The sequence below is a fragment of the Nitrospira sp. genome (assembly GCA_005116745.1).
In the GTDB taxonomy this organism is placed as follows: Bacteria; Nitrospirota; Nitrospiria; order Nitrospirales; family Nitrospiraceae; genus Nitrospira_D.
Genome location: SWDS01000010.1, coordinates 53,407 through 75,172 on the forward strand (window position 1 = coordinate 53,407; position 21,766 = coordinate 75,172).

Below are 21,766 nucleotides of genomic sequence, written 5' to 3' on the forward strand. Positions count from 1 at the left end.
TGCTCCCGCAAAAACTGGTTAGGTAAGAGCATGTTACTCAATCGAGGATACACAAAGCCTATGGGGAAGCCGAGAGTCCTGCTTCTGCAACTGGAGTTTTCAACATGGAAACAGGCGAAAGCTTGGTCCTACTTGGGGAACTTCGCGGTGGAGGATGGTCTCCGTGCCAACGGTTGTGAGTGCGTGACGATTCCGGCACTCTGCGACATACCGGACACTTCACCGTCATCCTGGTTGCATCATGCGAAAAATCTATTGGCTGGCCAACGATTTGATCAGGTCTGGCTATGGCTGGTTCACAATCGATACTCGGATGCATTTCTTGAATGGGTTGACACGTTGGCACCGGTGAGGGTCGGCCTAATCATGGAGTCCTTGGAGTATAGCGAGGAAGACTGTCGCCGCTGGCCGCATTTGCGGGAGCGGGCAGAGTTCGTCGAACGGCAGGTGCGACATATGACGCATGTGTTAGCAGCGGACGAGCATGATGCCGAAGTACTCAATCGTTCAGGCCTGGTTCAGGCTGTCTTCTGGCCCTCTGCGGTTCCGACTCGCTTCATAACCTCGACCATCGAGTGTCCATCGCATCGTGAGGCAGCATTTTATGGAGAACTCTATGGAGAACGGAAGTCGTGGCTGGCACTTCCCGGTCTGACGGACTTGCTGGTTCATCCGCCTTCTGCTGAAGCTGCGACCGACTATCCTCGGTTATTCGATACACTCCATCAGCAGATGCAGGAGCGCTTGGGGTCTGGGTGGCGACCTGATTTTTCCGCACTTGTGGAATATGTGGGAGTGTGGCGCCGCTTGCGTGAAGCTATCTTTGCCAATTGGTTGACAAGCCTGAAAACCTGGAGTGCCATCGTCAATCTCCCTAGCTTGTTTCAATCCTATGCAGGACGTGTGGTGGAAGCGATGGCTGCGGGTCGTCCCGCGATCTCCTGGGAGATTCCCAATCGGCCTCGTACGCATCAGCTATTCAAGGATGGTCGGGAAATTCTGCTTTACCCCAAGGATCGTCCCGCAGGCTTGAGAGAACATGTGGAACGGATTTCTCGCGACGCTACCTACGCGAGGGACATTGCCACGGCTGCTCGCGCAGCACTGCTCCGATCTCATACGGCAGAAGCTCGCGCACGGCAGTGGTTGGATTGGATTATGACCGGGCAGCCGACCCGCAATTGTAAGGAACCAGCGGAAGGGCCGGCAGTTCTGCAGACAGGCTTGTCTCGGCAGGTGGTTCAGGCCTCGACGACGGTCTTCGTGCTAACGGTGGATGATCCTGTCTTGGAAGCTTGCCTGGAGGCTTTGCACAAACAGGAAGGGCTACCTTTCAAGCTGGATATCATCAGAAATGTTTATCCCTTCAGTGCTGCGGCACAACGGATGATCACCGATTGTGCAACCGAATTCTTTCTCCAGGTCGATGAGGACATGATTCTCCATCCGGATGCAGTGATGACGATGGAAGCCACGATCAGGCAGGCGCCGGATGATGTGGGGATGATCTGTTTCCATTTGTTCGACGAGGATCGTGGTGTGCCGATCCAAGGGGTAAAAATCTATCGAACGGCGCTCATGAAGTCGCTGGTGTTTCAAGATGTCAAAGCCAGCGAGATGGATCTTCTGGAGCAGATGGGCCATCACGGCATCAAATGGATCCTCCATCCTGACGTCAAGGGCCGCCATGGCACGTCCTATACGGTCGACACCATCTATCGTCGTTACAAGACCATGTACGAGAAGGATATTCGGCAATGGAACGTCCTGACGTCCGATATCTGCCGCAAGGCGGACTCATTTCGCCAAACAGGCGATCCGCTCCAGCTTTTTGCGTTGCTGGGCGCGGCGCACGGTATTATTAATGCCCCCCTAGCGGTCGACAGCGAGAAGGACGCCCGTCTCTACAACCTCGTGGAACTTGATGTGTTCAGGCGGTTGCTTCTAGGGAATCCACCGGTGCCCCAACCCTATACCGCGGGGAGGCAAGCGCCGCCACCAACGCATGAGCCGATTCCGTTTGAGCATGTGCAGTGGAAGCCGGAGGGTGATCAGAATCCGGCGCGCATGATTGTGGACTGTGCCACGAAGCAGGAGAACGGAGCGCGAACCAAATCAGTACTGATTGTGACGCCGCATTTTTGGCCATCGGTCGGAGGTGTGGAGCGTGTCGCGGAAGAGCTTGGAGTCGGATTGTTGGGTTACGGGTACCACGTCGATATTGCCACCTATCCAAATCCCACGCGTCACCTCACGACGCACAGGGGACTCTCGATCATTACCCTGTCTCCTCATGATCGTCAAGAAGGGACGGTTCACGTCTGTGCTCTGGAAGTGGAGCGGCTCATCAGTTCAGGAGAATACGACACCTGTGTGATGTTGGGCGCACCGGTCAATGGTCTGTTCTACGGAGCGATGACAGGATTGTTATCAAATAAGACCCGACTGATCTTTCAGCCGACGATGAATAAAGAAATCTGCGAACTGTTGTCGTCCAGCATGAGTCACGCCAAAGACCTTGTGGTTCGACTCGCGGCTTGTGCCCATCACCTCGTGGTGTTGTCGGAGCAAGGCTGCGATGCCTTCTTCTTCGGGCAATATGGTCTCAAGACGACCTATTTGCCTAACGGCATCCCGGCCCAGCAGTCCCACACCGAGTTTCGCAAAGAGTACGGAATCTCATCTGACGCATTTCTCATCCTTCATATTGCAAACCTCTACCCGGTTAAAAATCACCTGGGTTTGCTCGATGTGTTTGCGTCTGTCCCGCAAGGCGCGAAACTCGTTTTGGTCGGCCACCTGACAGATAACGCGGAGTATGTCGCCCAAGTTCGGCGGGTGCTGGCAAGCAGGTCGGAGGTGCTTTATATTCCAGGACTTTCATCCGAGGGCGTCGCCGCAGCCATGCGAGCGGCGGATGTCCTGGTGGTGCCCTCGCATGCGGAGGCTTCTCCGCTGTGCATCCTTGAAGCGATGAGCCATCAATTGCCGTGGATGGCAACGCCCGAATGCGACGCCGCGCATGAACAAGCTGGCGGCGTGGTGATTCCCTTAGTCGACTTCAGACGGGCTGTCAAACTGCTGATGCGAGAACCGGCATTGCGCCGAACACTCGGTGAAACGGGCTACGCGCACTGGGAAGCCTGCCGTCAATGGTCTGCGGTGTTGGAGGGATGGATAGAACTGATCAAAACGGATCGCTTGACCAGATCATATATGATGCCACCAGACTTGGTTGAGCGTACGACTGCGCAACGACAGGCATTCGCGACACAATTAGGTCGCGCCGAGCCAGAATTCGGCGGGATGACATCCGTCGGCAGTAAGCCGTCGATACGCGACGTGGCAAAGCAGACCAACGGAGGGAGCATGAAGTCGGACGCGTTTTATGTGAACCTGTTTGTCAATGCTCCGGCATGGTCTACACCCAATCCGAACGCTGACGAAGCGGCACGGTGGAGCAAGATCGCGGCCTTCCTGGAGTACATCCTTCGCCGCGAACGCCAGCAGGAGCCGAACAAACAGCTCAGAATGTTGGATGTTGGGTGTGGTCGAGGCTGGTTGACCAATCTCGCCACAATGTACGGGACCTGTGAAGGCATTGAGCCGGTTGCCGGCGTCGTCGAGCACGCGCACAAGCTGTTCCCTCACCTCAAGTTCGAAGCGGGCATGGCGGATAGTGTCTTGACCCGTTCAGATTTTGCTCCCTATGACGTGGTGCTTACGTCCGAAGTCATCGAGCATGTCCCGCATGGGCAAAAGGAAAAGTTTCTGGCGCAGCTAGCCCAGCTCCTCAAGCCTGAGGGCTATCTCATTCTCACGACTCCGCGGGGTGAAATGTGGGAACAGTGGAAGACGATTGCGCCGCCGAATCAGCCGGTTGAAGACTGGGTTACCGAAGAGCAACTACGCACATTGCTTAGAGGAGAGGGGTTCACAGAATCGGGGCTTGAGCGCATTCATGTCGAAGTACCGAATCTTCGGTATATACCGGCTCCGACTCCGGCCGACGTACGTTCCATGAATCTGATACCGATCTATCAAGTGTGGGCTTGCCAGCGGACCGCCGACCCAGCGGCTATTCCTTTTACACGCGTTCCGAAAGTGTCCGTCATCGTGCCGACATACAACCGGCCGGAGCGTCTGAGGGCAGCGCTCGCCAGTCTGGCCGCGCAAACATATCAGGACTTCGAGGTTATCGTGGTGAACGACTTCGGCTCCGAGGTGGAGTCCATCATCGCCGCCTGCGCTGATCGATCTCGCATCACGACGATCTGCCATGATCGAAACCGTGGGTTGGCCGCGGCGCGAAACAGTGGACTGCGCGTGGCGAAGGGCACGTACGTAGCCTATCTTGACGATGATGATCGGTATCTCTCGAATCATCTGGAAACGCTGGCTGCGTATCTCGATCGCCACGAATGCCGTATTGCCTACACCGATGCGTGGCGCGTGCATGAACGACAGATCGACGGCCAGTATGTCGAGACTGCGCGAGACGTGCCGTACTCGAAGGAATTCAGTCCGGCTGATCTCCTGGTCAGCAACTATTTTCCCGTGTTGTGCGTCATGCATGCGCGGCAATGTGTGGACGAGGTAGGGGGATTCGACGAATCGCTGTTTGCGCACGAGGATTGGGATCTCTGGATTAGAATGGCGACCAGGTTTCCTTTCAAGCATCTGCCTGTGACGACGGCGGAATTCACATGGCGAAGTGACGGCTCGTCCATGACAAGCGGAACCAGGGATGCCTATTGGCGCACAACCGAGATCATCTATCGTAAGTATGCGCCCTACGCGGAACGCATTGCCGGTGTACGGGAGGGCCAGCAGCGGAATCTCCAAAAGTTCCAGGCCGAAGCGTCCGCGAAGTCCTACGTCTGTTCGGTAATCATTCCCGTATGGAACTGCTGTGAGTTGACTCGTCAATGTTTAGCGGCTCTAGTCAAGACGACCGAGGGAATATCATGGGAACTGATCGTCGTCGACAACCACTCGACCGATGATACGGCTTCCTTCCTCTCTAGCCTTGCTGGCGACGTTCAAATAATCAGCAACCAGGAAAATCTTGGATTTGCGAAAGCCTGCAACCAAGGGGCACGAGTCGCGCGCAGCCAATATCTTGTGTTCTTGAACAATGACACGATCCCACAGCCAGGCTGGCTTTCCTCACTGGTGTCCGAAGTGGACGCCCATCCGGAAGTGGGTATCGTCGGTAGCAAGCTCTTGTATCCTGATGGCACGGTGCAACATGCTGGCGTCGTTCGGGACCTGGAGCATCGCTTGCCCTATCATATCTATAAATCCTTCGCTGGTGATCATCCGGTCGTCAATCAACGGCGTGAATTCCAGATCGTCACGGCTGCTTGTCTGCTGATCCGGAGATCTTTGTTCGAGGAAGTGGGCGGGTTCGACGAAGGATATGTGAACGGATTCGAAGATGCGGATCTGTGTCTGAAAGTGCGGGAGCGCGGCTATGTGATCGTCTATCAACCCCGAAGCGTTGTTCTTCATCTCGAAAGCCAAACTGCCGGAAGGAAGATTCACGACGACACAAACGCGATTCGTTTCTTGGATCGGTGGGAGGAGCAATGGTGGGCGGCCGACGAAGATCTGCACTTCTATATCAGTGGCTACAAATTTAAACGCATCTTCCGTAATGGGCAACTGGGTGGCGATATTGTGCGATTGGACGATGTGAAGGATGGGGCCATTTGGGCGCATGTGGCGGCAGTCCAAACCGCTGCACTGAAGAAGGATTGGGAATCTGTCAAACGTGAACTACAATTGGTGGAGAATTGGCCGAACGACCAGTTTGTGCTGTCCTGGGGCGCGATGGTGGCCGAGCGTCTCCAAGCGCCGATCAGCCGTACTAAGTTTCTCTCGCGCTATGTGGCGTTGGTCGATGCGCCCACAGAACGGCTCGCGCTGATCCGAGCCTTGCTGGAACAGAAGGATTTGGTGGGGGCAGAGGAACAGCTCCGGGTCTTACTCGCGTCTTCCCCGAGTCATGCAGAAGGACTGTTGCTGAGAGGCATCCTGTGCATGCAGCGGGAACAGTATGAGCAAGCGGAGATGGCCTTTGGTTTGGCGATGCGAGAAGGAGCCGATCGCAAGAAATGTCTCATGGGAATGGGAATGGCCGCAATGGGACGGGCCTACACACAGGGAGCCTGGGAGCATTTTCTACACGTGTTAGAGGAGCATCCAGACGATGCCGAAGCCATCCATTGGCTCTTACGCGCCGGTACGGCACAAAACCGCTGGGATGAGCTGAGCCGGCATTTGTGCAAGTATTTGGTGCGCAATCCGGCCGACTTGGCGATCCGTTTTGCGCTGGCGGGTGCGTTGGTTCGGGGAGAGCACATCGAGGCGGCAAGTCTGGAATACGAAACGCTTCGTACGCTTGCGCCGACATTCGATGGTTTGAACGAACTTGGTCAAGTTATCGCAAGAAAACAAGCCGTCTCCACAATGGAAGCCGCGCACTCTTGAATGGATTCAGCGTGCCGTGTGTGCTGAACCCGACGCGTTCTCCACTGGCTTAGTGCGAATAGAAGGTAAAAAGAAATGCCACGCGCACTTGTCATACAACTGGCCCGATTGGGAGATCTGGTGCAATCGCTGCCGGCCATTACACAGCTCCGCGTCCGTCATCCCGAGACGCAATTGGATCTGCTCTGTCCGTCTCATCTTGCTGAGGTGGGACGTCTGCTGCCTGGCATTGAGAAGGTCCTTGAGTGGGATGGAGCGGCCTGGCAGCGCCGGGCAATGGCTGCCCAGCAGGACGTACGCGCGGAGCATCTTGCCGAGGTCGAAACAACCTTGATGGCGCTGGCGCCGGACCGCTACGACTGCGCGTATGTCCTCAATCAACATCGTCGGGCGCTGGTGGCCGGCTCCTTACTTGCTCGAGAGGTGAAAGGACCATTGCTATATGGGCCGCTCGGCGAGACGCTGACACCTTGGGCTGCCTACGTACGTGATGTGGCGCAGCGGCGTCTAGGGCAACGTGTGCATTTGGCTGATGCCTTCTGCGGACTCTGTGGAGTTTCTCCGCCTGGGCATATCACTCCCCTCGTTCCTCCCGCTGTCCGATTGCCTGAGGACTTGGAACTGATCGGCAAACATGGTGATCCATGGATCGCGCTTATTGTCGGAGCAGGGGAGGTCGAGCGGTGTGTGCCCACGGAGGTCTGGCGCCGGTGGATCACCTCATTTCTTGCGTCCACGTCGCGGGGACGTGTCGTACTTGTCGGAACAGAGTGCGAACGAGCCGCAGAGATTCAATCGCTGCTGCCTCCATCGGCTCTGGGTCGGATTTGGGACACGACGGGTCGCACGTCGCTGTCGCAGCTTGCGGCCATTCTCGTTCGCTGTCATCAAGTCGTCGGTTCGGATACAGGTCCCCTGCATCTCGCTGCGGCGCTTGGCAGGCCGGTGATCGGTTGGTATTTTGCGCGGGCACGGGTCCATGAAACGGGACCGTATGGAACGAACCATTGGGTGTGGCAATCAGAGCATGGAGATGTGGACGAACGGGGGGTGCTCGCGCCATGCCAATGGCCGGTCGATGAGACCATCTCGCTTTTGTCTCATCAAGTTCCCACATCCACAGAGAATTGGTCGTTGTGGGCAAGCCACCGGGATGAGTTGGGAGCCTACTATGTTGAGGCAGGGCATGAAGCGATCGCGCCGCTTCAGCGAACGCAGATCTGGAAGGAACTACAACCATCTCCGGTGTGACAAGAGGTTTCGGTGGAGTATCTCAATCAAAATATAGAACGCCTACATCACTCCTCATCGGCTCTTATTCGTGCTGTGAAGGAAAGTTCCGGTGGGGTACTCGCGGTTGTACCCTCTCGCGAAGGCTCTCCTTCGGCCATGTACCAAGGGCAATGGGTCCATAGCGCGTACGATCCGAAGAAAGAGGCCAGATCGTGGGCTGAGCAACAAGTCAAGGAATGGAAAACCGGAGAGTTGGGCGTTGTTCTCGGCGTCGGGCTGCTCTATCACGTGGAGGCACTGGCGATTGTGAAGCCCCACGATTCGCGCCTAGCCGTCGTGATTCCTGATGTTGCGGTCTTCAAAGATGCGCTTGGCATTCGCGCTCTTGGAACATGGCTCGATACGGTTCAGTGGATGATCGGCACACCGGAGGAAATGGCCGAGCAGCTAGCGTCACAATCAGCACCTCTGCGGTTCTTTACATACGGGCCAGCTGCGCGACTGCATATCGAAGCGCATCAGCGGCTTGAGACGAACCTGCGCCGACTTGTGGCCAGCAAAGCAGGAGGGCAGTTGCATGTTGCAGTGGTCGGCCCGATCTATGGGGGATCCTTACCGATTGCTCGGTATGTCGTGTCGGCGTTGAACGAGCTGGGGCATCGGGTCAGTTGGCTTGACCACAGTGCCCATCACGCGAGCTACGAAACCTTTGGATCCTTCCGCGAGGATCGGCATCGACTGACTGTGCAGAGCCGCTTTGCCGACGTGCTGAGTCTGAGCACGATCACCCACATTGCAGAAGATCCCCCGGACCTCGTTCTAGCTATCGCGCAGGCTCCGTTGACGTTGGCGGTCTTGCAGCATCTGCGGAAGAAGAAGTTTCCGACGGCGATGTGGTTCGTGGAAAACTATCGACACCTCACCTACTGGCAGCAACTAGCGGGGGGGTATGACTACTGGTTCGTCATTCAACAATCCGAATGTATCGAGGCATTGAAACGCGCTGGGGCTGCTCACGTTCATTACCTTCCCATGGCGGCGGACCCCAGTGTCCATCATCCCTTAGCGCTAACATCCGCCGAGCAACTGGAATACGGCGCTGATGTGTCATTTGTCGGAGCAGGGTATGCGAATCGACGGAGTCTGTTGCCGCAGTGGCTCTCTCCTGAGTGGACCTTCAAGCTATGGGGGAATGAATGGGATGGAGTCAGCGACCTTTCCAGAGTCCTTCAACGGAACGGCGCCCGTATCGACACCGAGACATGCATGAAGGTGTTTAATGCGACAGCTGTGAATCTGAACCCACATTCCTCTTCCGGCATGGGCTTGGATCCTCATCCGGATTTCGTCAATCCTCGCACCTTTGAGCTGGCCGCATGCGGAGCCTTTCAATTGGTCGATGAAAGAACGCTCCTTCCCGATCTCTTTACGTCCGAGGAAGTCGTGCGGTTTCGTCGAGCTGAAGAGGTACCACAGTTGATCCGGACATGGCTCAAGGAATCGCCAGGTCGACGAGCCTCTGCCGAGGCTTCACGCCGGCGTGTTTTGCGAGACCATACCTATCGGCACCGTCTGCAAGAGCTCCTGGCTGTCGTCGGTATGCGTCAGCCAGATCGAATCGGCTCGATCTTGCGAGGGGACCGATCGACGACCGTACTGAAGGAACGCGCTGCTACGATGCCTGAACTTATTCCCTTACTCAGCAAGTTTCCGCCCGGTCAACGAGTCGAGCTGAAAGATCTTGCCGCAGATATTCGAACGCGAGCACCAGGTCGCCAACTTGCCCGCGAAGAGTTGTTAGTGTTGATGCTCGACAGTTATCGAGCTGAACAAAGAGACTTGGTATGAAGAGATCAGGAGCTGAACACAGAAGGTCCAACGTCGAGATGAAACAGGTCCTGATCATCAACATCACCCGGATGGGCGATCTCGTACAGATGGGAGCGCTCTTGAGCCGGCTTCAAGAAGAATGGCCGGGCGTGGCCGTGGATCTGGTTGTGGATCGCCGGTTCGCTCCAATCGCTGGGCTGCTGAAGGGTTTGCGAGATGTGATCACGTTCGACTTTCATGCTCTGATCGATGAAAGTCGGGCAGCGGTAAAGGATGTGACCGCGCTCTATCGGGATGTGGCGGTATGGGCCAAGCCATTGCTGGAACGTCGGTATAACCGGGTCATCAATTTAACGTTTAACCAACCGAGTGCATTGTTGGCAGGCTATATCGGCGCTTCCGACATTCGTGGAGCCCGAAGTGCTTGGGATGGCGGCATGGTTGTCGACAATCCATGGATGGCGTATTTCTGCGACTTCCACCAATTCCGTCGGTTGAATCGATTTAATCTGGTCGACGTCTATGCGTTGGGTGGGAGCGGACCTGGAGCGTTTAGTCCGTTGCAGCTTTCAATTGCCGAGGAGGCACGAGCGTGGGCGCGGCAGGCTCTCGATGAGGCCCCTGATTGGATTGCCGTTCAGGCCGGGGCGAGTGACAGTATGAAGGCGTGGCGTCCGCATCTTTTTGGACTCACGCTCGCGCGCCTCAGTCAACAATGGCACGGGGGGATCGTCTTCATTGGTAGCACCGAAGAGGAAGCGGCTATTGCCGAAGTCACGCAAGTGTATAAACAGGCTGGCGGGCAGAACCCGGTCAAGAATATGGCAGGCTGTACGACCGTGAGTCAGCTTGCCGGGTTGTTGGCGGAGTGCCGAGCTCTGTTGACGAATGATACTGGCCCCATGCATGTCAGCGTGGCGGCGGGCACACCTGTCATCGATCTTTCCGTGGGGCATGTTGATTTTCAGGAAACTGGACCCTATGGCCCAGGCCACTGGGTTGTTCAGCCGGATCTTGAGTGTGCCCCCTGTGGATTCGAGCAGGTCTGTGCCCACCATGCCTGTAAAGATCGCATCTTGCCAGATTTTGTCGGGGATCTGTTGCTGCATGTATTAAAGAACACACCCTGTGCATCACAGGAGTCGGGAGTGCGCCTGTATCAGTCTGGTGTGGACGAGGATGGGTTGGGGACATTTCAACTGCAGCTGGGCACGGAACCTCTTGCGACCGCGTGGTATGCACGCTTCTGGCGTCGGTATTGGTACAAGAGCCACACCGGGCTCTGTAGTAATGTGCCGGCTCCTGAAGAGCCTCCTCCCGACGCAACAGAAGTACAGGAGCTCATTCGACGCCTGCGACCACTTCTGACAGCCGCCTGCAGAAGGGCAGACGACATTGCCCGCCTTGCCGCTCGAGTATCCGTGAATGTATCAGAGTTGAAGAGACTGCAGCGCGAGCAGAGAGCGGAGCAGGATCGGCTGTTCCTGCTCGGTATGAGCACCGCGGCTACGGCACCGATAACGGCAGCGTTCTTTCGGCAACTTCACAATGACAACGTTGAAGGAGTGGGTCGGCTGGCGCGGCATCAGGCTGATGCCTATCGAGCCTGGCTGACACGAGTGACCGAGATTGAACCACTTCTTGTGTATTCAATCGACGAACAGTCGACTCTCCAGCCTGATCGCAGACGAAACATGGTGCCGGCGGGAATTGAACCACGAGTAGCGTGACCTCGTTGATGTCAAAGGAGATACCGTATGAACATCAAATTGGATAATGACCAATGGCAAGCGGCCAACGGCACGACGCTGGGCGAGATTCTAGCCGACCTGAGCGAGCGGGCGCATGCAAAGTTGCGGATCGTGACGACCGTGATGCTCGATCGTCGTCGGATTACCGATCGGGACATTGATCCGACATTACTCCAGGAGTTATCCGGAAAATATCGTGAGCTTGTTGCGACGTCGGCCACGCAAGAAGCCATTCTCGAGTCCGCACGAGGGGCCATTGACCGGTTCCGAGAACTCGTCGTTGAGGAAGGCACCTCGTTAGTCGGCAAGCTTCGATTGGGTGTGCAGGATCTGTCGTTGTTGGACCTCTGGTTGGGTAAGCTTGCAGATGTTGTTGAGATTATCGGCAACCGTCCGAAACAACCAGGAATGGAATCACCTGCACGCGTCGTCGCAGGATGGATGGAAGAGTTTTTGGAAGCGAGGCGTCTCCGGGATACCGTCCGTATGGCGGACCTTCTTGAATATGAAGTCTTACCGAGGCTTTCCAATTAGAAGCACGGTGCTCATTCTGTTCCGTTGTGGCCCGGTAGCCGTGATCTATGCGAATTCGTTCAAAAGCTCAAGTCCCCCCGGGATTGGCCGATAAGACAGGCACGCCACGTACGGGCGTAAAGGAATTCGGCTTCTGCACGGATGTCGGAAGCGCAGCAACGGATGGTGTTCTAGTTTCAAGGAGGACGGGCAATGGCTCTTATCGTTAACAATAACCCAGCATCGATTGCGGCTCAGCGCAATCTCTCAATTAACACTCTGGGCCTGAATCGTTCGGTGGAACGATTGTCATCTGGCTTGCGGATCACGCGCGCCGCGGATGACGCTGCCGGTCTCGGTCTGTCCGAGTCCTTGCGGGCGCAGATTCGCAGCATCAACCAGGCGACTCGAAACGCGTCGGACGGCATTAGTTTGACGCAGATCGCCGACGGTGCCGCGGCGACGATTGGTTCGCTCTTGACCCGACTCCGAGAATTGGCGTCGCAATCGGCGAGCGGCACAGTCGGTAACACGGAGCGTTCGTATATCGATCAGGAATTCGTCGCGTTGCGATCGGAAATCGATCGTATCGCACAGACTACGGAATTCAACGGTCAGGCACTGACCAGCGGCAGCTCGATCAGCTTCTCGGTTGCGATCGGGTTCCGCAGCGGTACGGGCAACACGCTTGACCTGTCCCTCAACGACATCACGACATCGTCGTTGGGACTCTCCAGTGTAAACGTATCGAGCTCTGCCAATGCAACCAGTGCATTAGCCAATGTTGACAATGCGATCAGCGCCATTGCGAGCGCCAGAGCCGAATACGGGTCGATTCAGAACCGGTTCGAGGCGACGATTGCCAACCTGCAGGTCACGAGTGAAAACCTCACGGCTGCAGAGTCTCGGATCCGCGATGCAGATATCGCGCTCGAAACGTCCATCTTTACCAAGAACCAGATCTTGGTACAGGCTGGTATCGCGACGTTGGCACAAGCCAACACGCTACCACAACAAGCGCTGGCCCTACTCAGAGGATAATGGCCGCACGCCGTCCACCGGCCCTCTCCTGACTAGGAGAGGGCTCCGGTGAACGGAGTGATACAAGGGGGTATTTATGATCACCAATGTAACATCGAAGGTGGATCTCCCGGCCATTGCCAGTAACAAAAGTCAGACCAGTGCTCCTCCCAGGAACAAGCCTGTGGAAGCACCCTCCAAGGGTTCTGACTTTGCTCCCACGGATCGGGTCGCGCTTGAGCATGCCGTGAGTAAAGTGAAGGCAGCGTTTGAGGAAGCGGGTTCGCACTTGCAGATAGAGGTGGACCCGGATCTCGATCGAGTCGTCGTGAAAATTCTTAGCGGAGAGTCTGGTGAAGTGATTCGGCAGATTCCTCCCAAAGAAGTGATCGATCTAGCCAAGAATCTCTCAGGATCAAAAGGGGCGCTATTCGGAGAACATGCCTAACCTGGTGCACAAGGACGTGCCATGCCATCTATAAGTTTCGGCGGACTCGGGAATGGAACGGATTTTGGACAAGTCGTCGATCAACTGGTCAAGATTGCGGCGTTGCCAGTTGATCGACTAACCAAAAAGAAGTCGGGTCTCAATACCAAGTTCACTGACCTGACTAGTGTGAGCACCAAAGTGGCGGCTTTCCAAAGTGCTGCTCAGGCGCTGCGGCTTTCGACATCTTTTGATAAGACGACGGCGTCTGTCTCGGATACCACGGTGTTATCCGTCTCGGCCTCTTCGTCGGCTGCAGCGGGAACCTACAGTGTTCGGGTACTTCAACTCGCACAGTCCCATCAAGTCGTGAGTAAGGCTGCTAAAGCGGTGTCTTCTGCAACGGCGGATATTGTTAGCGCAGGATCGGCGACCTTTACCTTCAGGGTGGGGGCCGGCGCAAACCAAACCGTGACCCTCGGGTCGACCGGGAGCTTGACGGATCTGCGGGATCAGATCAACTCCGTAGGAGCTGGTGTGACGGCATCAGTGATCAATACAGGTACGGAAGCTGCCCCGGCGTATCGTCTGGCTCTTACAGCGAACAATACTGGTAGTGCCAATGCGATTACTATCGTGGCGGATGGCACGGATTTGGACCTCCTGAACGGTAGCGGTAGCGGAGGACTCGACACACTGGCTGCGGCACAGAATGCACAAATTCAGCTCGGCGATCAAGCGCTCAATCCGCTGTCGATCGAGAGGAGCTCCAATACCGTATCCGATGCGATCACCGGCGTGATACTGACGCTCACGAAGACAACGGAAACTGGGACGGTTCAGGTGAGCCTGTCTCAGGACGTCAATGCAGTCAAGACGAACATCCAGGCTTTGGCAACGGCGTACAACGAGGTCGTGAAATTTATCAACGAACGGACCACCTACGACGTTGCATCAAAGCAAGGCGGGGTATTCTTCAATGAAGCATCGGCAAAAACCGTATTGTCGCAACTGAGAACCGCATTGTCATCCTCGGTGAGTGGCGCCACTGTATATTCAGGTGTTGGGCAGATAGGGTTTAAAACTGGACGAGAGGGAACGATTACGGTTGACGACGGGCAGCTGACCACCGCCTTGAGCACGAACTATAACGGGGTTAAGGCACTCTTCAGTAATCAGGGATCGGCCACTGGCTTGGCGCAGTCGATTGTCTCCGCAGTTGATGCATTGAACGATGTCTCGGGTGGAGTGCTCACGCTTCGGAAAAGCGGGTTGACGAGTGAAATTTCACGGATCGGGAACGACATCGCACGACAAGAGGACTCCGTGAGTCGGTACGAGGAAAGACTGAGGCGGCAGTTTGCTGCGCTGGATGGGTTGTTGCGACAGCTTCAGGGACAAAGCAGCTTTCTTCAATCACAATCTTCATCCAAGCAATAATCAAACAGGGAAAAGTAACCATGCTCACTCAGTACGCTCGTCAATATGAACAGACCCAGGTTGTCACGTCCTCCGGTGTTCAACTTATTGTCTTGTTGTACGATGGCGCCATCCAATCGATTGAACTCGCCCGGGTTGGGATCGAGTCGAACAATCCAAAGGACAAAGGCCGATTCCTCGGACGAGCCATTTCCATCATCGGGGAGCTCAATAGTGTGCTTGATTTCCAACAAGGCGGCGAGATTGCACGTTCGTTGCATCGTCTCTACGAGTATATGCTCAGCGAACTGGTCACGGCCAATGTTCAGAATGATGCGCGCCGACTCGCTGGTCCGCATCGTTGCCTGACCACGCTTCGTGAGGGGTGGCGGGAGATCGCGGCGCAGCAGACTCGTCTGGTTGGTGTACGATGAACTCCACAGGCGGGAATAGTCAGGCGGACATCGTGAGGCTCACGAAGACTGCGGTGGAGGCGGCTGAGCGTGGACAATGGGATGCGGTTGCGCAATGTTATGGCGAGCGTGGTGCCCTCTTGGCTGATATGCAGACACCGCTGCAAGAGGTGAGCGATTTGCTGAAACTTGATGCACAGATCCGCGATCGTGTGCATACTGTGCAAGCTGTGTTGGTATCATTATTGGGAGAAGCGGCAGCGACTAAACAGCGTCTTCACGGTCTTCAGCAAGGACTCGGAGGGCAGCCTTCGACTCCAGTGACCGTATCCATGAAGGCATAGCAGAGGAGAGCAGGAACGGGCGATGGCCAAGCAGACACCTTCCGATGCGAGTAGGCTATCCGATGCATTGGCCAAGGTCACGCAGGAGTTGGCGCAGGCTCAGGACGAACTGCAACAGTACCACCAAAGGCTGACCGCGTTGCATCGTCTTACCGATGCACTTGCGTCCTCACCTGACGAAGAAGCGATCATCAAGGTTTTGACGAAAGGATTGCCACCCCTGGTCGATCCCGTCATGGTCGGGGTTGCGCGATCACACTGCAATCGAGTATGGATCTGGTCAGATTCCCAGAATCGGGAACGGGAGGCACAGGTGCGTCGGTACCTGCTTCGTAGACTCGGCCAATCTCCTTCTCACGACGCTGAATCGAGTGCTCCTCTGCGGGGCGGCCGTTCGCGGCATCTTCGACTCGTTTCACCGTCGGCGTCGCACGCGTCCATGCAAGAGCCGGATTCCACAATGGGACAGGAGGTGCCTCTTGCTCTCGGATCAGAGGAGAGCGGCATGCTCCTTATTCAGCTGAGAAACCTAGATCGCTTTACTCCACGCGAACGAGAAGCGTTCGAGACAGTCGGTGCCGCTCTGTCGCTTGCCCTTCGTTATGCCGAGACTCATCAGCAAGCAAGGACGAACGCTCTTCGCGATCCACTCACGGACTTGTGTAACCCTCAGGCATTCGAGAGTGCGCTGATGCGGGAGTTGAGTGTTGGACTTCGTTACGGTGTACCGGCTTGTCTTTTGCTGCTGGACTTGGATTTCTTCAGGATCGTCAATGACCGTCTTGGCCATGCCGCTGGGGATCAGGTGCTCAAGATGGTAGCTGATGTCATGCGGGAGACGGTGCGCGACAGCGATATTGTTGGTCGATATAGAGGTAACACCTTCGCGGTCGTACTGCCGCATACCAATAGGCAACAGGCTCATTCTCTTGCTGAGAGGTTGCGCGAGCGTGTTGAGCGATACCCCTTTACGATCAAGGCCGGACAGGTTCGTACCACGGCAAGTATCGGCTTGGCCGCGGTTCAAGATAATGCCGTAGCGTCCATATCTGAGTGGATGATGGTCGGCGATGCCGCTCTGAAAGAGGCAAAGGCCCAAGGACGGAACCGCGTGATTCTTCATGCTCCGAAACCGCCTGGAGTTGCCTGCGCTATGGCGCTGAGTTGTGCCGCATAACCTTGAAGGTGACCTGACCATGGCGTCTTCTGTCACGACACCGTCCGCCCCATCCACGAGCACCGCCGATGAACGGCGCGAATGGATCAGAATCGATGATCGAGTGCTGATGGAATATCGCGTGCTCGCTGAGCTAGGAGCCGCCGTTCCCGTCGAGGCAACCAACGCCACTCCAGAGATGATCTCCGCAGTCGTTAAGCAGCCAACTGTGGATCTGTGCGCGCGCGCAGGAGAGTCATTGATCGACTCACCGATGCTTCCATGGATCATGAAAGTTGACTATTTACTTGAAGTCATCCTCAACTCTTTGGCCATCAGCCATCCGGCAAGTGTGACCATGGTGCAACCGATGGATGTCAATCTGAGCGGGGGAGGAGTCGGATTCATCGCCTCTCGGGAATTCATGACCGGTGAGCAGCTGGCAATCAAGATAATTCTTCCGCCATTCAGGCTCATCCAGACGCTAACGAAAGTGATTCGTTCGATCCCTCAGGCAGACGGACAAGGGTTTGCTATCGCCACTGAATTTATCGATCTGAAGGCCGATGATCAAGAACATCTGATCCGCCACATTCTTCATACACAAGCCGAACGATTGAGAGCCCGTCGGGCCACGACCGTGTAAAAAAACAAAACAGGGCGGTTTCAAGTTCCACATGCAACGGGTGCATGATGGCGTAGTTCCGCATAGACCTCCAGGGGTGTGGCAACGGCCATCAGCCTATGGGCAATGGCATTCAACTCACGTTGGGTAGAGCCTGACAGGTCCATGCCTTTGGGAAAATACTGACACAGCAGCCCATTCGTATTCTCGTTGGAGCTGCGCTGCCAGGGCGCATGGGGATCCCGCAAAGAAGATGCGGATCGCGAGTCGCTGGGCTAGGCGCTCATGCTCTGCCATCGCTTTACCCCGATCATCCGTCAGCGTTTTCCGCATCGCGGCAGAGATCTACCGAAGCTTCTTGGTACATCCCTGGTACGCCCCCTCCAGCCATCTGTACCGTCCATGAGGGCCAGGAGGACAAACTGGGTGGTTTGCTCGACCCGTGTGCCGACAGCCTCGAGCCAGTGCGCGCTCCGTTGAGGAGGTTGCCTTCCCAGGGCCCATGAACCTGACGCCTGATGACTTCAGCGGGCTGGTCCGCAATCGGCGTGATATGAGGGAGCTGGCCGCGGTGATCGATCCCACGAGCCCGTGGCCAACGTGTCTTACGGGCCTGACGCAACGCCCACAGCAGTTCGCTCCGCAGGGTGCCGCGAGGCAGCACATACAGGTCCAGATAGAGGGTCTCGGCTGAGAGCGGTTTCCGCATGTCGTCAGGATACGCACGCCGGAGGCGCCCAGCAATCTATTCGAGCGAGCCGCCTTCAGCCAGATCCGTCCGTACTTACTGCCACAGCCAGGGGTCGAGGAGTTTCCGCAGTCGCGCGGGGATTGAGCAGATTGAGCTTTGCGCCGCACAGGCTCACTACGGGAGGCTCCGTGTGGTATTGCTGGCCAACTTGCGGCTTACGGTGCTAGGCGCGTGGCCCACACGCGGACTATCACCCGGAGCAAATGTCCCAGGGCCAGGCTCAGGATCGCTCGTTCTTCAGGACTCACATGCGTAGAGCAGGTCTTCGTCATGGCAACACCGTAGCCCATTTGGGCAGCAGTGGTGTACGTGGAGTGAGAACTCAAGTAGGCAATCGTGAGAATGGCAGTTAGGCCGCTTGAATCGAAGGGTTTGTCAGGAGCTGAAGCAGCGCATCGCCCGTCTTCAGAAGCGCTGCGGCGGCCGGAGAAGAAGGAGCGTGCTGAACCACAGGGACGTACGCGCGTACCGCTTGTTCCATCGCAGGGTCGTCCGGAATCTCACCCAGCAGGGTTAAGTCGCCGCCGACGTACTCTTTAAGCAATTTCTTCAGTTGCAGCACGTTGACGCGGGCACGTCCCGACACGCGATTGAGAATGAGGGTTGGCTGAAACGCTCGCAGGGTAGTTTCTGCAATTGCACGACCGGACTCATCCGTCTTGCCTGCAACATCCAATACTTCTTCCACGCTGCTGTAATCCCGGTTCGCGAGACCTTCTGTCAGGACATCCCGCATCACGAACATCGACAAGACCCGACGAATCGCTGCGAGCTTAAGAAACCGGTAGAGATCCAGGACGGAGGTTGGGTCTGGGGTTGCAACGGCAACGTGATGATCGGCCATGAGAAAAAAGTCGAGCGTATGATAGCTCGCCCCTGCTCCGATATCGACGACGATCATGTCTGCGCGGATATCTTGAAAATTCCGGATCAGACGTTTTTTCTGTGAATAGGACATGTTGGCTGTCGCCAAGGTGTCTCCGGTACCTGGAATAATCCGCAAGTTTGGGTGAATGAGGAGACGTTGAGCCAGATTATCCAGCTGCTCAATGCGATGGTTGAGGAAGTCGGTCAGGGTGAGCGGCGGGTTGAGGAGGCCGACCAGCACATGCGCATCGGCGCCGCCGACGTCGAGGTCTGCGAGCACCACTTGCTTCCCCTTTTGTGCCAAGACGAGAGCCAGGTTGGCCGCCACCACACTTTTCCCGACCCCGCCTTTTCCAGACGCAACCGAAATCACATGCGCCATTATATTCAGTTCCTAGTGGTTTGAGCCCAGTCGCACCTCCTTTGTCGGTTGGCCGTGGAGAAACATGAATAGGTATACGGTATCCGAGTGGAACGGGTGCAAAGAGAAGGGTGTAGGACAATATTCGCTTCCACTGGGTGCTCAAGTTTTCAAACCGCCACACCGATACCTCAGTTGTCATGAATAATGAAGTATCTACAGCAACGACGACTCAGACCGAGGAGGCCTCCGCACGGGAAGGCGAAATTCTCACGGTGATGGAGGTGGCTCGGTTTCTTCGGGTACCAAAGTCCACGGTCTATAAGCTCGCCCGAGTCGGTGAATTGCCAGCATCAAAAATTGGAAAGCACTGGCGGTTTCTGCGCCGTGATATCCATGAGTGGATGCATGGCCGATCCCGGCAAGGCTCGTGATCTCAGAGTGACTGCCTGGTTGATTAGCAGAAAGACTCGACGTTCCTGCTCTCAGACGGCACGGCGCTACAGACATGAGTGGTGGCATGATCCAACCAGAGACCGCCGCTTGAGAACATGTCTTCATCCACACATGACGATCCTCTCTCACCCCTGTGATGAAGTTCGTGCCAATGCGGGCCGTTACGGCTCAGGTCGCTGGGCGAATATGCCGATATTTGATGAAGCGTCGAAAGGCTGTGGAACGGTCCGATCATCCCACCATGGACAGGCCGTGCGTGATCGCCGTTGTGTCAGTCGAGTAAGAGAAAGGAGGTAGTATGCCAGCGGATCTAAACATGAAGGTCCTGGTGGTCGATGACATGGTGACGATGAGGAGAATCGTCAAAAATATCCTGAAGCAGTTGGGGTTTGGCAATGTGGATGAAGCGGAGAACGGACAAGAAGCGCTGCAGAAGCTGCGAGCCGATACGTTCGGGTTCGTGGTGTCCGACTGGAATATGCCAGTCATGACAGGCATCGATATGCTACGGGCAATTCGGGCGGATGAAAAGCTCAAGGCCCTTCCTGTGCTGATGGTGACAGCCGAGGCGCAACAAAGCAATTTGATTGAAGCAGTGCAGGCCGGCGTCAGCAACTACATTGTTAAGCCGTTTACCGCTGAGACGATGCAAGAAAAGATTGCAAAGATCTTCAAGTAGTCCGTGATTAAGCCAATCCGTGTTTACACGGAGTAGAGAGAGGGACTGTGGCCAATCAAGAACATAGACTATACGAAGAACTCGGCTCTTTAGCTCGCTTTGTGGACAGCGCGAGGAACGCCATCTCAGCGGCCAGCCCCCAGATCATTTCCAGCAGCACCCAGCTTCCGACCGCGACGTCCCATTTGAGCGACCTGAGCAAAATGACGGAGGACGGCACGCTTGAGGTCATGCGTTTGACGGAGATGATGCAGGACACTCATGGACAGATCGCCAAGGAGCTTTCCGCAGTCATTGAGGTGTTGCGGGCAATGGATTGCCTGACCCTTGCCGGACGTCTTCGAAAGGTGACCTCCGTTCTTACGCAGGACGATAAATATCTGATGGAAATCATGACGGCTCTCTCCTTTCAAGATCTGGTGGCTCAACGAGTGAAGAAACTCGTAACCATTCTCGACGAAGTGCAAGGAAAACTGATGAAGCTCGTCGTCGTGTTTGGCTTGCAGGGAAACCCCGAAGCGGCCAGTGACGTGGGGACCGCGGGGGACTTACTGAAACAACTCGAAGAATCCAAAACGACGGCGATGCAGCAGAAAGTCGCCGACGATATTTTAGCTCAGTTCGGATTCAAGTAAGGTCACGGTAGAGATGGATATCGCAACCATTATTGGGATCGTCCTTGCGTTGGGCTCCATTATCGGAGGCCAAATCCTTGAGGGCGGGCACGTCAGCTCGATTATGCAGCTCACCGCCCTCATCATCGTGGCGGGCGGGACGTTCGGCGCGGTGTGTGTGCAGAATCCGCTGTCGGTGGTCATTAAGGCGTTCGGTGCGCTGTCTCTGGCGATCACAGGCCCCCATATCGACAACAAAGGAACCATTAAGCTGATCCTGGACCTTGCGAACGTCTCGCGAAAACAAGGCCTCTTGGCGCTTGAAGGGAAACTCAAAGACGTCAAAGATCCCTTCATGAAGAAGGGAATCCAGCTCATTGTCGATGGAACCGATCCGAAAGCTGTACACGAGATTCTGGAAATTGAAGTGGAGCACCATGAAGAGCAAGGTGTCCATGCGGCCAAGGTATGGGAAGCGGCTGGTGGATACGCACCGTGTGTCGGCATTATCGGTGCAGTGCTTGGGTTGATTCATGTGATGGAGAATCTGGCCGATCCCTCCGCGCTCGGAGGTGGTATTGCCGTCGCCTTCGTCGCGACCGTGTATGGCGTTGGCTTGGCGAACCTCTTCTTTCTGCCGTTGGCCAATAAAATCAAGTTTAAGCTGAAAGAGGAGGCGGGATCACGCAACCTGATCATTATGGGTCTGGTGGGACTCGCGCAGGGAGAGAATCCACGATTGCTTCAGGAAAAACTGGAGAGTGTGCTTCCACACAGCGAGCGCACGCACGAGAAGAAGAAATGAGGAGTCC

18 protein-coding genes are annotated in these 21,766 nt (G+C 55.9%); 16 read left to right on the forward strand and 2 right to left on the reverse strand.

Going from position 1 to position 21,766, the window contains the following annotated elements; translation table 11 throughout:
* The first annotated feature begins 30 nt into the window (after window positions 1-30).
* From E8D52_15060 to E8D52_15115, 12 genes are all read left to right on the forward strand, one after another.
* On the forward strand, window positions 31-6,495 hold the full coding sequence (locus E8D52_15060) for a glycosyltransferase (GenBank protein TKB65719.1): 6,465 nt from the start codon (window positions 31-33) through the stop codon (window positions 6,493-6,495).
* Between the two features lie 75 nt (window positions 6,496-6,570).
* Entirely contained in the window at window positions 6,571-7,746 is a 1,176-nt protein-coding gene (locus E8D52_15065; GenBank protein TKB65720.1) for a glycosyltransferase family 9 protein, read from the forward strand.
* 12 nt (window positions 7,747-7,758) lie between these two features.
* Window positions 7,759-9,576, forward strand: coding sequence for a hypothetical protein (locus E8D52_15070; protein TKB65721.1), 1,818 nt, complete (start codon window positions 7,759-7,761; stop codon window positions 9,574-9,576).
* The gene (locus tag E8D52_15075; GenBank protein TKB65722.1) at window positions 9,573-11,288 is read left to right on the forward strand and encodes a glycosyltransferase family 9 protein; all 1,716 of its coding nucleotides are present in this window, start codon (window positions 9,573-9,575) and stop codon (window positions 11,286-11,288) included. Before E8D52_15070 ends, E8D52_15075 begins: the two co-directional genes overlap by 4 nt.
* A 27-nt stretch (window positions 11,289-11,315) precedes the next feature.
* Window positions 11,316-11,843 carry a hypothetical protein gene (locus tag E8D52_15080; protein TKB65723.1) on the forward strand — a complete coding sequence of 176 codons (528 nt, stop codon included), beginning with the start codon at window positions 11,316-11,318 and terminating at the stop codon, window positions 11,841-11,843.
* 192 nt (window positions 11,844-12,035) lie between these two features.
* Window positions 12,036-12,863 (forward strand): flagellin FliC, encoded by an 828-nt coding sequence (locus E8D52_15085; GenBank protein TKB65724.1) that lies wholly within the window; start codon window positions 12,036-12,038, stop codon window positions 12,861-12,863.
* Between the two features lie 76 nt (window positions 12,864-12,939).
* Window positions 12,940-13,290 (forward strand): flagellar protein FlaG, encoded by a 351-nt coding sequence (locus E8D52_15090; GenBank protein ID TKB65725.1) that lies wholly within the window; start codon window positions 12,940-12,942, stop codon window positions 13,288-13,290.
* A gap of 21 nt (window positions 13,291-13,311) precedes the next feature.
* Complete coding sequence (locus tag E8D52_15095; GenBank protein TKB65726.1) at window positions 13,312-14,709, forward strand: hypothetical protein; 1,398 nt, start codon at window positions 13,312-13,314, stop codon at window positions 14,707-14,709.
* A gap of 20 nt (window positions 14,710-14,729) precedes the next feature.
* Entirely contained in the window at window positions 14,730-15,122 is a 393-nt protein-coding gene (fliS, locus tag E8D52_15100; GenBank protein ID TKB65727.1) for a flagellar export chaperone FliS, read from the forward strand.
* Window positions 15,119-15,445, forward strand: a complete 327-nt coding sequence (locus E8D52_15105) for a hypothetical protein (protein ID TKB65728.1) — start codon at window positions 15,119-15,121, stop codon at window positions 15,443-15,445. The genes fliS and E8D52_15105 overlap by 4 nt, the downstream gene beginning before the upstream one ends.
* 22 nt (window positions 15,446-15,467) lie before the next feature.
* Window positions 15,468-16,622: a GGDEF domain-containing protein gene (locus E8D52_15110; protein TKB65729.1), complete on the forward strand. Its 1,155-nt coding sequence runs from the start codon at window positions 15,468-15,470 to the stop codon at window positions 16,620-16,622.
* Between the two features lie 19 nt (window positions 16,623-16,641).
* Window positions 16,642-17,247: a PilZ domain-containing protein gene (locus tag E8D52_15115; protein ID TKB65730.1), complete on the forward strand. Its 606-nt coding sequence runs from the start codon at window positions 16,642-16,644 to the stop codon at window positions 17,245-17,247.
* A gap of 289 nt (window positions 17,248-17,536) precedes the next feature.
* On the opposite strand, the gene E8D52_15120 is transcribed toward E8D52_15115, so the two are convergent.
* Window positions 17,537-17,935 carry a hypothetical protein gene (locus E8D52_15120; protein TKB65731.1) on the reverse strand — a complete coding sequence of 133 codons (399 nt, stop codon included), beginning with the start codon at window positions 17,933-17,935 and terminating at the stop codon, window positions 17,537-17,539.
* Between the two features lie 391 nt (window positions 17,936-18,326).
* Entirely contained in the window at window positions 18,327-19,226 is a 900-nt protein-coding gene (locus tag E8D52_15125) for a MinD/ParA family protein (GenBank protein TKB65732.1), read from the reverse strand.
* 179 nt (window positions 19,227-19,405) lie between these two features.
* On the opposite strand from E8D52_15125, the gene E8D52_15130 reads away from it, so the two are divergent.
* From E8D52_15130 to E8D52_15145, 4 genes are all read left to right on the forward strand, one after another.
* Window positions 19,406-19,639: a helix-turn-helix domain-containing protein gene (locus E8D52_15130; protein TKB65733.1), complete on the forward strand. Its 234-nt coding sequence runs from the start codon at window positions 19,406-19,408 to the stop codon at window positions 19,637-19,639.
* Window positions 19,640-19,977: 338 nt separating this feature from the next.
* Window positions 19,978-20,340 (forward strand): response regulator, encoded by a 363-nt coding sequence (locus E8D52_15135; protein TKB66354.1) that lies wholly within the window; start codon window positions 19,978-19,980, stop codon window positions 20,338-20,340.
* A gap of 47 nt (window positions 20,341-20,387) precedes the next feature.
* Window positions 20,388-20,975 carry a hypothetical protein gene (locus E8D52_15140; protein TKB65734.1) on the forward strand — a complete coding sequence of 196 codons (588 nt, stop codon included), beginning with the start codon at window positions 20,388-20,390 and terminating at the stop codon, window positions 20,973-20,975.
* A gap of 13 nt (window positions 20,976-20,988) precedes the next feature.
* The gene (locus E8D52_15145) at window positions 20,989-21,759 is read left to right on the forward strand and encodes a flagellar motor protein (GenBank protein TKB65735.1); all 771 of its coding nucleotides are present in this window, start codon (window positions 20,989-20,991) and stop codon (window positions 21,757-21,759) included.
* Window positions 21,760-21,766 lie beyond the last annotated feature (7 nt).

Bases quoted from the DNA above. Each gene is read 5' to 3' on its own strand.
- E8D52_15060 (TKB65719.1), top strand. From the start codon at position 31: ATGTTACTCAATCGAGGATACACAAAGCCTATGGGGAAGCCGAGAGTC.
- E8D52_15065 (TKB65720.1), top strand. From the start codon at position 6,571: ATGCCACGCGCACTTGTCATACAACTGGCCCGATTGGGAGATCTGGTG.
- E8D52_15075 (TKB65722.1), top strand. From the start codon at position 9,573: ATGAAGAGATCAGGAGCTGAACACAGAAGGTCCAACGTCGAGATGAAA.
- E8D52_15080 (TKB65723.1), top strand. From the start codon at position 11,316: ATGAACATCAAATTGGATAATGACCAATGGCAAGCGGCCAACGGCACG.
- E8D52_15085 (TKB65724.1), top strand. From the start codon at position 12,036: ATGGCTCTTATCGTTAACAATAACCCAGCATCGATTGCGGCTCAGCGC.
- E8D52_15090 (TKB65725.1), top strand. From the start codon at position 12,940: ATGATCACCAATGTAACATCGAAGGTGGATCTCCCGGCCATTGCCAGT.
- E8D52_15095 (TKB65726.1), top strand. From the start codon at position 13,312: ATGCCATCTATAAGTTTCGGCGGACTCGGGAATGGAACGGATTTTGGA.
- fliS (TKB65727.1), top strand. From the start codon at position 14,730: ATGCTCACTCAGTACGCTCGTCAATATGAACAGACCCAGGTTGTCACG.
- E8D52_15105 (TKB65728.1), top strand. From the start codon at position 15,119: ATGAACTCCACAGGCGGGAATAGTCAGGCGGACATCGTGAGGCTCACG.
- E8D52_15110 (TKB65729.1), top strand. From the start codon at position 15,468: ATGGCCAAGCAGACACCTTCCGATGCGAGTAGGCTATCCGATGCATTG.
- E8D52_15115 (TKB65730.1), top strand. From the start codon at position 16,642: ATGGCGTCTTCTGTCACGACACCGTCCGCCCCATCCACGAGCACCGCC.
- E8D52_15120 (TKB65731.1), bottom strand. From the start codon at position 17,935: ATGCGGAAACCGCTCTCAGCCGAGACCCTCTATCTGGACCTGTATGTG.
- E8D52_15125 (TKB65732.1), bottom strand. From the start codon at position 19,226: ATGGCGCATGTGATTTCGGTTGCGTCTGGAAAAGGCGGGGTCGGGAAA.
- E8D52_15130 (TKB65733.1), top strand. From the start codon at position 19,406: ATGAATAATGAAGTATCTACAGCAACGACGACTCAGACCGAGGAGGCC.
- E8D52_15135 (TKB66354.1), top strand. From the start codon at position 19,978: ATGAAGGTCCTGGTGGTCGATGACATGGTGACGATGAGGAGAATCGTC.
- E8D52_15145 (TKB65735.1), top strand. From the start codon at position 20,989: ATGGATATCGCAACCATTATTGGGATCGTCCTTGCGTTGGGCTCCATT.